The 10,915-nt window shown below is 71.0% G+C and carries 10 protein-coding genes and 1 pseudogene; 6 read left to right on the top strand and 5 right to left on the bottom strand.

Translation table 11 applies throughout. The annotated features are described in order from the left end of the window. Window positions 1-274: 274 nt before the first annotated feature. From tgmA to tgmC, 3 genes are read left to right on the top strand one after another with little or no spacing between them, the layout of a single operon-like run. Entirely contained in the window at window positions 275-565 is a 291-nt protein-coding gene (gene tgmA, locus ACFWXO_RS43695) for a putative ATP-grasp-modified RiPP (RefSeq protein WP_380532426.1), read from the top strand. Beyond that, on the top strand, window positions 565-1,533 hold the full coding sequence (gene tgmB, locus ACFWXO_RS43690; RefSeq protein ID WP_380532423.1) for an ATP-grasp ribosomal peptide maturase: 969 nt from the start codon (window positions 565-567) through the stop codon (window positions 1,531-1,533). The genes tgmA and tgmB overlap by 1 nt, the downstream gene beginning before the upstream one ends. Beyond that, window positions 1,530-2,669: an ATP-grasp peptide maturase system methyltransferase gene (gene tgmC / locus ACFWXO_RS43685; RefSeq protein ID WP_380532420.1), complete on the top strand. Its 1,140-nt coding sequence runs from the start codon at window positions 1,530-1,532 to the stop codon at window positions 2,667-2,669. The genes tgmB and tgmC overlap by 4 nt, the downstream gene beginning before the upstream one ends. A gap of 141 nt (window positions 2,670-2,810) precedes the next feature. Here the strand turns inward: tgmC and ACFWXO_RS43680 are convergent, their stop codons facing one another. Continuing rightward, on the bottom strand, window positions 2,811-5,036 hold the full coding sequence (locus ACFWXO_RS43680) for a helix-turn-helix domain-containing protein (protein WP_380532417.1): 2,226 nt from the start codon (window positions 5,034-5,036) through the stop codon (window positions 2,811-2,813). Window positions 5,037-5,281: 245 nt separating this feature from the next. Between ACFWXO_RS43680 and ACFWXO_RS43675 the strand changes: the two genes are divergently transcribed. Continuing rightward, window positions 5,282-6,307 carry a ribosome-inactivating family protein gene (locus ACFWXO_RS43675; RefSeq protein ID WP_380532413.1) on the top strand — a complete coding sequence of 342 codons (1,026 nt, stop codon included), beginning with the start codon at window positions 5,282-5,284 and terminating at the stop codon, window positions 6,305-6,307. A gap of 166 nt (window positions 6,308-6,473) precedes the next feature. On the opposite strand, the gene ACFWXO_RS43670 is transcribed toward ACFWXO_RS43675, so the two are convergent. From ACFWXO_RS43670 to ACFWXO_RS43655, 4 genes are all read right to left on the bottom strand, one after another. Next, window positions 6,474-6,638 carry a hypothetical protein gene (locus tag ACFWXO_RS43670; RefSeq protein WP_380532410.1) on the bottom strand — a complete coding sequence of 55 codons (165 nt, stop codon included), beginning with the start codon at window positions 6,636-6,638 and terminating at the stop codon, window positions 6,474-6,476. A gap of 423 nt (window positions 6,639-7,061) precedes the next feature. After that, a complete protein-coding gene (locus ACFWXO_RS43665; protein ID WP_380532407.1) occupies window positions 7,062-7,601 on the bottom strand; it encodes a hypothetical protein in 540 nt (179 codons plus the stop codon). Window positions 7,602-7,653: 52 nt separating this feature from the next. Beyond that, the gene (locus tag ACFWXO_RS43660) at window positions 7,654-9,285 is read right to left on the bottom strand and encodes an alpha/beta hydrolase (protein WP_380532404.1); all 1,632 of its coding nucleotides are present in this window, start codon (window positions 9,283-9,285) and stop codon (window positions 7,654-7,656) included. Further along, the gene (locus tag ACFWXO_RS43655; protein ID WP_380532401.1) at window positions 9,282-9,608 is read right to left on the bottom strand and encodes a hypothetical protein; all 327 of its coding nucleotides are present in this window, start codon (window positions 9,606-9,608) and stop codon (window positions 9,282-9,284) included. Before ACFWXO_RS43655 ends, ACFWXO_RS43660 begins: the two co-directional genes overlap by 4 nt. A gap of 506 nt (window positions 9,609-10,114) precedes the next feature. Between ACFWXO_RS43655 and ACFWXO_RS43650 the strand changes: the two genes are divergently transcribed. Both ACFWXO_RS43650 and ACFWXO_RS43645 read left to right on the top strand, forming a co-directional pair. Continuing rightward, the gene (locus ACFWXO_RS43650) at window positions 10,115-10,381 is read left to right on the top strand and encodes a hypothetical protein (protein ID WP_380532398.1); all 267 of its coding nucleotides are present in this window, start codon (window positions 10,115-10,117) and stop codon (window positions 10,379-10,381) included. A gap of 385 nt (window positions 10,382-10,766) precedes the next feature. Continuing rightward, window positions 10,767-10,915: pseudogene (locus ACFWXO_RS43645) on the top strand (type I-E CRISPR-associated endonuclease Cas1); the annotation flags it as partial.

Genomic DNA, 10,915 nt, shown 5'->3' with positions numbered 1-10,915 from the left:
CGACCGCCGGGGTATCCCCTCCCGGCCCCTCCCGCTCCTCTCGCGTCCGCCCCCCCCGCCCCCCGCCCCCCCCCCCCCCCCGGGCCCGGTACGGAGCCCTTCTGGTCGAGCACGACCGAACCGCGAAGCTCCCGTGCACAGGTGCCCTCGTACGTCGGTGGGGCCCTCTGGCGAGTGACAAGCATCCCACGGTATGTATTCTCTCAACTACCGAGTGTGGAAGCCTGCTTGTGCTGCCGGCCGTGCCGCCGGCAGCCCGTAAGGGAGGTACAGCGTGACGAGCCGATCGCCCGAACCGCCGTGGGGCACCACCCGCATGAGGCCCTTCCCCGACACCGCACCCGTTCTCGGCCTGACCGCCGTGATCGACCCGCAGACCCAGGTCGCCGTCTACTTCGACCATGAGGGCCGGCCGGCCGAGATGGGCGCGCACGGAACCAGCACCGACTCCAACACGCCGACCAGCACCGGTCAGGGCGGCGGCGACGGGAACAGTGGAGGCAATGCCGCACCCACTGATTCCGACAGCATCACCTCCAACGACCAGGACCAGGGCACCCCCTGATGGCCGGAGACCGGCCGGCCGTGCTGGTGCTGACCAGTGCCAACGACGTCACGGCGGACGTGGTGCTGCGCATCCTGGCCGGGCGGGGAGTGCCGGTCGTCCGTACGGATCCGGGGGTCGATCTCCACCGGGGTGCCGCGCTGACCACCCGCTACGAGACGGACGGCCAGCGCGGCACCCTCACCACCGCCAGCCGCAGCCTCGACCTCAGCTGCGTGCGCTCCGTCTGGTACCGCCGTCCCTCCGCCTACGAGGCCCCAGAGGGGATGGAGAGACAGGATGCCGAGTTCGCCCGTTCCCAGGCCTACTGGGGGGTGGGCGGCATCCTCGCGGCGCTGCCCGGCGCCCAGTACGTGAACCACCCCTGGAGGGTGCGCGAGGCCGAGCACAAGCCGGCCCAGCTCGACACCGCGCTGCGATCGGGCCTCGCGGTGCCGGCCACGGTCATCACGACCGACCCGGACAAGGCCCGCGCGTTCTGCGCGGCGCGGCCCGGCGGCGCGGTCTACAAGCCGTTGTGGAACAGCCCCTACACGGGCGACGACGGTCGTGCCGCGCAGGTGTGGGTGTCCGAGGTGCGGCCGGAGGAGATCACCGACGCGGTCGCGGCCTGCCCGCACCTGTTCCAGGCCAAGGTGGACAAGGCGTACGACGTGCGCCTCACCGCGGTTGGCGAGCGGCTGTTCGCGGTGCGGATCGACAGCCCCGACCTCGACTGGCGCCGCCGCCAGGAGCTCGTGACCTACACCCGGATCGGGGTGCCCGACGACGTCGCCGCCGCCGTGGGCCGCTACCTCGCCAGCTTCGGCCTGGTCTTCGGCGCCTTGGACTTCGCCGTCGACCACGACGGCTGCTGGGCGTTCCTCGAATGCAATCCGAACGGGCAGTGGGCGTGGTTCCCGCCGCCGATCACCGACCCGATCGCCGAGGCCCTGGCCGACCGACTCCAGAAGGGCACCACCCCGTGAGCACCCCCGCCGAACTGCGCGCCGCCCTCGTCGATCAGCTCACCGGCGACGGCGCCCTCACCGACCCGGCCTGGCGCGCGGCCGCGGCCGCCGTACCGCGCGAGCTGTTCGTCCCCGAGTACTTCCTGCCCGTGCCGGGCAGCGCGCCCACGGCCTACCGACCGGTCCTGAACGGTGCCTCCGGCCGGCTGGAGGGGATCTACCGCGACCAGACGCTGGTCACCCAGCTCGACAACCACCTGAGTCCCCCGGACGCCTTGGAGCCGGTGGTCGGCGCCCCCTCGTCTTCCTCCACCCTGCCCTCCCTCGTGCTGGGGATGTGGCAGCGGCTCGACGTCGAGGCCGGCCACCGGGTCCTGGAGATCGGCACCGGCACCGGCTACTCCACCGCCCTCGGCGCCCACCGCCTCGGCGACGACAACCTCGTGAGCGTCGAGGTCGACCCGCAGGTCGGGGCCCGCGCCGCGCAGGCCCTCAAGGCCGCCGGGTACTCGCCCACCCTCGTCATCGGCGACGGCCTCGCCGGACACGCCGACAGGGCACCGTACGACCGGCTGATCGCCACCTGCTCGATCCGCCACCTCCCCCTCCCGTGGCTGCACCAGGTCAGGCCCGGCGGGAAGATCCTCACCACCATCACCGGGTGGTCCTTCGCCTTCGGCCTCGCACTCCTCACCGTCACCGGCCCCGGCAGCGCCAGCGGCCGCTTCCTGCCCGGCTACGTCAGCTTCATGGTCGCCCGTCCGCACGACCGGCCACCGCGCCAGCCCATCACCCTGCTCTCCGGCGACACCCGCCCCAGCCGGATCGACCCGGCGATCCTGGGCGACTGGACCGGCAAGTGGGTCGCCCAGCTCGCCGCGCCCTCCGCCGAGATCATCGGCGCCGGCGACCAGCAGATCCTGGTCGACTTCGCCACCGGCTCCCACGCCCGCACCGCACCGAACCCCGACGGCGGATGGACCGTCACCCAGCGCGGCCCCCTGCGCCTGTGGGACCAGGTCGAGTCCGCCGTCCAGACATGGCAGCAGCACGGCGCCCCCCACCAGGAGGGCTTCGGCATCACGATCGACGGAGACGGCCAGCGCGTGTGGATCGGCACCGAGGCCGGCCCCACCTGGGACCTTCCCATCTAAGAGGACCGGAATGCCCAAGGCGGTGCACCGGCCGACCTCACCGCGCACCCTCCTCCGGCTCAGTAGCCCGCGGACGCCTTCATGGTTCGCCCGTGCCGGGGTGCGGCGGCTTCATGGGTACCCCGGGGGCACGACTGTGGTTCAGCCCGGGGTCGTGAGCCGTGCGTGTGCCGCGTCGTACCGTGCTTGGACTTCCGTGTCGGGTGTTGCCCGCAGGAGGGCGCCGAGCGCCCGTACGGCGCCGTCCTCGTAGCCGGCGGACTCCGCTTCCCGGGCTGCCTGGTCGAGCTGCTTGACGCCTTCGGCCTGGTTGCCGAGTGCCAGCAGTGCCTCCCCCTTGATCATGAGCAGCATGATGCGGGGGCCGTCGGCGGTATACGAGCGGTGGTCGATGGCCAGGGCCTGGGTCGCGGTGGCGAGGGCCTGGTGCCAGTTTCCGGCGTCGGCAAGGTGCCGGGCGAGGTGCTGCAGGGCCAGTTTCTCGATGGTCCGGTCGCCGGCCGTGCACGCGAGCTCGACCGCGCGCTCGCAGCCCTGCGCGGCGTCGCTCAGGTTGCCGAGGGAGGCCTGGGCCATGGCCAGCACGATCAGGGCGTTGGCTTCGGCCATCGCGTCACCGGCCCGGGCGGCGAGTGCGGTGGCCGCCTCCAGGTGGACGAGTGCCTGCGGGGTGCGCCCTTCCTCGGTCAGGACCCAGCCGAGGACGTTGAGCACCCGTGCCTCGCCGTGCTGGTCGGCGTCGGCCCGGGCGGCCGCGAGAGCGGTCTCCAGGAGCGGGACCCAGCCGTCGTGGACGCGCCACACGATCAACGGCCACATCGTCATGACGATGCGCCAGGTCCTGTCGTACAGGTGGGCGGTGTGCGCCGCGGTGGCCGCCAGGGTGAGGTCGTGGCGCTCGGTGGCGTACCAGGCCACGGCGGCGGCCCGGTCTCGGAACTCCCGTACGGCGGCGGGCGGCAGGAAGCCAGCGGGGAGTGAGAAGCAGTCCTCGTTGCCGGGCTCGGCCGCCGCGACGGCGCCGGTGGCGGTGGCGATGTAGTGGTCGAGCACCCGCGTGAGGGTGTCGGGGTGGGCGTCCAGGCCGCGGGCGTAGAGCCGCACGAGGTCGTGCATCTGCCACCGGCCGGGCGCGGTCTCGGTGAGCAGGTGCGCGGAGGCCAGGCGCTCCAGGGCGGCGTCGGCGGTGGCGGGGTCGGTGGCGGCCAGGGCGGCTGCCGCGTAGCGGTCGACGTGGGTGCCAGGGTGGCGGCCGAGGTGGGCGAAGAGGCGGGAGACATGCTCGGGGAGCTGTCGCAGTGTCAGGTGCAGTGCGGCGCGGACGCCGGTGTCCTCCAGGTCGAGCAGGCTCAGGCGGCGTGTGTGGTCGGACAGTTCGGCGGCCATCGCGGCCAGGGTCCGGTCGGCCCGCCCGGCCAGGCGGGCGGCCACCACCCGCAGGGCCAGCGGTAGTCCGCCGCAGAGCTCGGCCAGCCGGAGCGCGGCGTCCGGCTCGGCGTCGACCCGGTCGGCGCCGAGGGTCATGGCCAGGAGCGCGGTGGCGTCCTGGGGTGCGAGGACGTCCACGGCGAGGGGCCGGGCGGTGTCGGTGACGATCAGTCCGTGGAGGCGATGCCTGCTGGTGACGACGGTGACGCAGCGGTCACCGCCGGGCAGGAGCGGCCTGACCTGTTCGGAGTCGCGCGCGTTGTCGAGGACGACGAGGAACTGGCGGTCGGCGGCCAGCGACCGGAACAGTGCGGCCGCGCCGTTCTGCGACTCCGGTATCCGCTCACGGGGCACGCCGAGGGCGAGCAGGAACTCGCACAGCACCTCGACGGCGGCCGGCTCGCCCGTGTCGCTGAAGCCGCGTAGGTCGGCGTAGAGGCGCCCGTCGGTGAGTCCGGCCGGGTCGTGGCGGGCCCAGTGCAGCACGAGGGCGGTCTTCCCGACGCCGGCGGGCCCGACGACCAGGCAGGCCGGCGCCTCGCCCGCTGTTGCCCGGGTCAGGGCGGCGAGTTCGGGGGCCCGGCCGTGGAAGCCGCGTGGTGCGCGCGGCAGCAGATCGGGAGCGGCGACGGCCGCCGCGACGGCGTGCGGTGCGGCGGCGGGCGGCGGGGCGTCCACCGCGCGTCCCGGGCGGGGACGGCCCAGGCGCGCGGCCTCCTCCAGCTCCCGCGCGCCGGCAGCATCCAGGCCCAGGGCCTTCGCCAGGGCCTGCACGGTGCGGCGCTGCGGCCCCCGTGAGCGGCCCTGCTCCAGGTAGGACAGGGTGCGCACACTCACCCCTGCTGCATGCGCCAGGTCCTCCTGGCTGAGGCCGGCCCGGCGGCGCAGACCGTGCAGCAACGCGCCGCAGGAACGTACGCCCGATGCGGACGAGGCCATGATGTTGGTCTTCCTGTGCTCACCGTGGCCCCGCCGAACGCCGAACCCAACCCGCAAAAGTATGCGGTACGTACTTTTGCGGGCGAAATTGCATGGTCCGCCCGCACCCGGCCGAGTTGGATCGAGGAACGGACAAGGGGCCTGCTCACCGCCTGCCTCTTCGAGCCGCCCGTCACCGCCCGTCCGCGCGACTCCCACGCCCATGCGTGCCCACCGCGCCGAAGACCCCCGGGGAAGATCCACCGATGCACCACCCGATATCCGCCCTCCGCCGCGCCGGCAGGCGCCTGGGCGCCCTGCTCCTCGCCCTCCTCGCGACCTGCACCCTGGTGTCCACCAGCGGCGCCACCACGGCCCACGCACAGCCGGCGCCCAACTCCCCCTGGACCGCGATCGACTGGCACCTCGAAACGTACGGGGACGCCGACAACATGACCTTCGGCAACACACGGGCCTGGACCCGCAGGAACATGTACAACAACTTCATCCGCACGTTCCGCGAGGCAGTGGGCCAGCAGATGGGCAGCACCAACGACCGTGACCTGATGGACACCCGGCAGAGCGGCGCGAGGGACCGGATCATCGAAGTCCGGGTCTGGACCAACCAGAACGGCAGCCCCGCCCAGAGCCACGTGGCGCTGTACTTCAACGCCGCCAACCTCTACCTCGTGGGATTCACCTCCCACGGTCACCACTACCAGTTCCAGGACAGCAGCCCGAACCCGCGTACCACCAGCCCTGTCCTGCGCCAGTCCCTGGCCGAGCTGTACCGCGCCGGCCACGACATGAACACCACCCCGCTCTTCCAGGACCTCGGCTACCGCGGCAACTACCCTTCCCTCGACCCGCAGGGGAGCAGGGCGGACGCTCCTTACACGCCTGACTACATCATCGATTCGGTCAACATGCTGGGCGACGCCGAGCGACTGGGCCCGCAAAGGCTGCGTACTCCCCTGGCCCTCGTCATCGGCATGACCGCCGAGGCCGCCCGGTTCGGGTGGATCGAGCGCCGGATCGACCAGTCCATCGCCTACGGTGGCGACTCGACCGACCCCAACCGCGCCTCGCACATCGGCAACTTCGGCCTGGAGCTCGAACTGAACTGGTCCGACCTTTCACGGCTGACCCACCGGAGCCTGGCCGGCAACGCCGCACCCTCCGTAACCGTCGATCACCGCACCTACACGAACGCGTCGCAGGTCGCCATCGGGACCATGAACACCCAGCTTCCGCGAATCGCCCCCTTCATCGCCCTGACCGGCAGCCGCTGACCACTGGCAGCGAGACCACCGGGCCAGCGCAGGTCCCCGGCTCGCCTGCCCCACCCCGGCACGACGGCCGGGCCCGGACCCACCACGGATCCGGGCCCGGCCGTCCCGGCTCCCCACCCGTACCGGACACACGGGCAGGCAAACCGCGTCCACGACCGCACTTCTCCTATGCGGAACCCCGACGGCCGCTCAGGACGTCCACGATGCGGAAGTCGTCGCGCTCCAAGTCCTCGACGATCGCCACGGCCATATCCTCAAGACTGTCCGTGTCGGCAGGTAGGCCGCCGTGCGCCTGCCGGTAGGAGACCATGGTGTCCACGATCCTGAGCACAACATGGATGTTCTTCGCACTGCTCTGCATCACGCTTCCTGTTCGTCGTGGCTACCGCCGTTGATCGCACGGAGCCGTTGGTGAGCTTGAACGCCTCCCCGGGTTCCGGCCAGTCGTCGCCGGAGATTCCGGAGCGGGGCCGCAGCGGGGCCGCTCACCCTTGTAGGTGAAGAACCGGTCTGCTGACCTGCATAAACGTGGGCGCCGGGATTGCCGACAGGGCTGCCGGATCCTCGGCTGCGGGGTCAGGCCGGCCGCTTGAGGTAGATGCTGATCCCGAACGGGGTCTGCCGGGCGAGCGCGACCAGCGGGTCCACGTAGCCCAGCCACGATGCACAGACTGAGCCGAGCGAACTGCTCGATGCGGACGGCCCAGGCGTGCTGATTGCATTCAATCTCCGGCCGCCGTCCTGACGCCCATTCTCAGGACGTAGGGGAAGGCCCCTCGGACGGTGGGAGCAGGCAGGGCGTGGTGATGCCGAGGTACATGCGATCTCCGCTGCCCGAGGTCTCCGCCGTGGCGGAGTATCTGCTGTTGGGGTGGAAGGCGTCGACGAGTGCGTCCGTCTTGCCGTCCACGGCCTCGCGGTAGCCCTTCACCGTCAGGCCCTCGCCGACCAGCATGTCGCGGACCTTCCTGACCACTTCAGGATGCTGAGCACGCGGTACCGAACTCTTCACGCTGTACATCAGGATGTATCGGTCATCGGCGGCGGTCTCCCCGTTCCTGCCGGTACACGGGGTGAAGAGCGCGTCGATGGTCGTGGGATCGGTCTCGATTCCGGCGGTCCGGGCCATGTGCTCGGTGATCTGCTGTGCCCAGGTCTGGGCGTCGGCCTTGGATTTCACGGGTGGTGTGTCGTTTCTGTCGGCGGGATGGGCGGAGGCGCATCCGCCGAGCGCGGCGAGCAGGAGCGCGGTGGCGATGATCCGCCTGGGGGTGTGGGACGCGCTGGCAGTCATGGTGGTCCTGATTCGGCGGTCGGCGGTCGGTTGGACTGGCTGTATAGGGGGGTCAGCGCGGGTATGGAGGGGCAAGTGTCGGCGGTCGGCCCGCAATGATTCGCCCCTGATTCTGGAGGCTCTCGCTTGCGCCCCCGGGCCCGCTGTCCCAGTAGCCGCCGTGTCCGCTGGTGTCGATCTGGATGCGTTGGGCGTCGAAGTCCCTGTACTGGGGACCGTTGCCGAGAACGGTGTCGGTGAAGGTCTGGATGAAGTCGTCCTTTGCTGTGCCGACCCAGACGTGCTTCGGGTCGACGTTGAGCTGCCAAGAACCCTCCACTCCCATGCCGGGGCTGCCGAGCGCGAGGATGTCGTTGGCGTTCGCCCCGCCGTCGTCGCGTGCGGCCACCCCGACGACGTAGCTGCCGTAGCTGTGCCCCATCAAGGTCAGGTGCGAACAGGTGCCGTTCTCGCCCTCGGCGACGCGCAGGCCCTTGGTGAAGTTGCGCAGCAGCGGTGCCCCAGCGTCCCCGCGGTCGCCTTCGGCTACCGAGCCGTCCGTCCAGTTCGGTGTCTCGTAGCCGAGCCACGAGACGACGGCGACACTCTCGTCGCCGGCTTTGTCCTCTGCGGACTTCTGGAGACGACGGATGTGGTCCATCTGCCCCGGGACGCCGGCGAACACGGTCCCTGTGCCAGGTACGAAGACCGCTGCGTGCTGAGCCTTGTCGGGGTTGCCGGTCGAGACGATGGCCCGGCCGTTGTGCGCCTCCGGATCGATACCGAGCAGGAACATCTGGTGCTTCTCGGGGTTTCCGTCGGACGCCGTCAGCTTCTTCTTGATCTCCTCCAGAGCCGCGACCCGCGACTTGTACTCGTCTTCGTCGATGCCGAAGTCGCCGGGCCTGCCGGTTCGGTAGGCGTCCAGTTTCTCGTCCAGGACGAGGCGGTTGGCCTCGTCCCGGACGGTCGTGGGAAGCCCGTCGAGCTTGCCGATCCTGTCGGGGTGCAGGGCCAGGTAGGCGTCCTGCTGTTCGGGGGTCAGTCCCTTCCACCACGCGGCGGACTTCTCCGGGTCGGTGCCGTCCGGGATGTAGGGGTCGACGAGTCCGAGGTCCTGCATCGCGGCTGCGGCCGCGTTCTTGGCCCCGGCGAGCGCGCCGTTGGCCTTGTTCGGGTCAAGGGCACCCGCACTGAGCCGGCCCAAGGCGGTGTTGCCCTGGTCACTCGCCGTCTGGGCGTCCTTCAGCGCGGCGTTGATCCGGTCCTGGAACCCCTTCATCTCCGCGCCGAGTTGTTGGCGCGCCTTCTGCGCCTCCGGGTCGTTGTGCTCCCCTTTGCCCTCGGGTGGGAGGCTGACGACACCTTCGGCGGACACGTTCAGGCCGGCGTCCGCGGCGCGCTTGACCGCGTTGGTGAGGTTGGTCTGCGCCTGGTACATCCGGTCGGCGACGGTGTTCAGCACCAGGGCCGCGGTGTCGGCTTCCATCTTGACGACGTTCAGGTGCTGTTCCGTCTTCGCCAGATACGGGAGCGCGGCCTTGGCGTCGTCGCCCTCCCAGTTGCCGGCCAGCGGACCCTGGACCTGGCTGCGATGCCGCCGCCCGGTGCTCTCGGCCGTGTGCCCCAAGGCCGTCCAGGCCTTTGCGGCATCGTGCAGCCCGTGCGGGTCGAACTTGACCAGAAGCTCGTAGAGGCCGGTCACTTGGCGCCCTGCGGTACGACCGCCCAGGCGCCGGCGACGGCCTGGTCGTTGTGCTCGTGGGCGGCCGCGTTGGCGTCCAGGTTGGTCGCGGTACACGCGAGGCGTTGCTGCAGATCGCCGAGCGGCTTGGACCAGCCGGTGCCCAACTGCGCGAGTCCGCCCGCGACCGACCAGCCGGTCAACTGTCCGGAGGCGGTGGCGCTGGTGTTCACCGCGTTCTGGACGGGTGCGCCGAACTCCTCCCCCAGCGTCTTCGCTATGCCCGCGGACGCCCGTAGATCCGCAGGCTTGATCACGACCTTGCCCGTGGTGTTGTCAGCCACGTGGGTTCCCCTCCCCGAAAACGAATGCCTGAGCCCGACCCTGCAGGACACTAGACAGGCAAAATGTGCTCCGCATCCGTACAAGTACTCAAATCCTACGGTCAGCCCTCGCATGCCCGGCGCGGGCGTTGCAATCGCCCGTGAGTCACCGTCGGATGGCTTTCGCCCGGCACTCCTCGCAGGCGTGGACCCCGCCGTCGCCGCAGCGGCGGATCGGCGTGCCGCAGCCCGCGCATGGGCCGATCTGCCACCGCTCGCACCCGTGAGCGAGGGCGGCACCGCGGCGCTGGACCCCGGTGGCGTCGAGTCGGAGGTCCTGCAGTGGTGTAGCCCAGCAGCAGGTCGCCGCGCTGCACGACGATGCTGCTGCCGGCTGGCAGGACCTGTCCGGCCGCGAGGGCTTCGGTGCCGACGACGGTGCGCCCGACGGCGGCCGTGTTGCCCCCGACCGGGGGAGATCCGGGGAAGTTCCCTCGGCGGCCGATCGACCTAGGCAGACTGGGGCCGTGACCACCCTGCGACTGCTTCACCGACGCCTGCGCATGACCGTGCACTCCTGGGTCAATGCCGGCGATGCAGCCGTTCAGCGGCAACGCTGGGGCATCTGGTTCGCTGCCAGCTGTGGCCTGGTGTGGGCCTGCATCTTCGTGCTCTCCAGGCTCGGTCCAATGATGGGCCTCGGATCGGTCGGGCAGAACCGCCTGGTGCTGGCCTCGCTGTTGAGCTGCGGCAGGCGGCCCGACTCAAACTCCCTTCCGATGGTTCAGCAGTAGCCGTTCAGGCGGGTGCGCCGGCCGGGCGTGTGATTGGGCCAGCGGCGGCGGGCCTGGTCGGAGGCGGCGTCGCGCAGGTGGTCGAGCGTGGTGCCGCTGCTTGTGTGGGGAGGAGGGTGCGGCACTCCGCCTTGCCCAGACCGGCGGCTGACCCCATGGGCGTGGGGAGGAGTTGTTGAGTAGGGCGATCTGCTGGTCGCGGGTCGGCTGACCCCCGCTTGCGAGAGCAGGAGAGGTGGGTCTTGGCAAAGCAGACCCACGTCTCCAGCTGACTCCCACGTGCGTGGGGAGGAGGGGGCGGTGACGACCACGCTCATGATGAGCGCCGGGTGACCCCCACGGGCGTGGGGAGGAGTCCGGTATAAGGGGTGTTTAGGGCGGCACCAAAGCCGACGCCCGCTGCGGCTTCCGCGACGGACTGCGCCTGTTCCGCCTGCTTCCGCGCATCGTCACCGACGTCCAGCGCCTGCTCGCACCGGACGAAGACATCACCCTCCCGGACCCGGAGGAGCAACTCGTCGACCTGTGGGACCC

This window comes from Kitasatospora sp. NPDC059088 (assembly GCF_042738155.1).
In the GTDB taxonomy this organism is placed as follows: domain Bacteria; phylum Actinomycetota; class Actinomycetes; order Streptomycetales; family Streptomycetaceae; genus Kitasatospora.
This window is presented reverse-complemented; position numbering and strand designations above follow the sequence as displayed.

What these genes read in the sequence shown, in the direction of transcription:
- ACFWXO_RS43665 (WP_380532407.1), bottom strand. Translation starts at nt 7,601, where the DNA reads ATGACTGCCAGCGCGTCCCACACCCCCAGGCGGATCATCGCCACCGCG.
- ACFWXO_RS43675 (WP_380532413.1), top strand. Translation starts at nt 5,282, where the DNA reads ATGCACCACCCGATATCCGCCCTCCGCCGCGCCGGCAGGCGCCTGGGC.
- ACFWXO_RS43680 (WP_380532417.1), bottom strand. Translation starts at nt 5,036, where the DNA reads ATGGCCTCGTCCGCATCGGGCGTACGTTCCTGCGGCGCGTTGCTGCAC.
- tgmB (WP_380532423.1), top strand. Translation starts at nt 565, where the DNA reads ATGGCCGGAGACCGGCCGGCCGTGCTGGTGCTGACCAGTGCCAACGAC.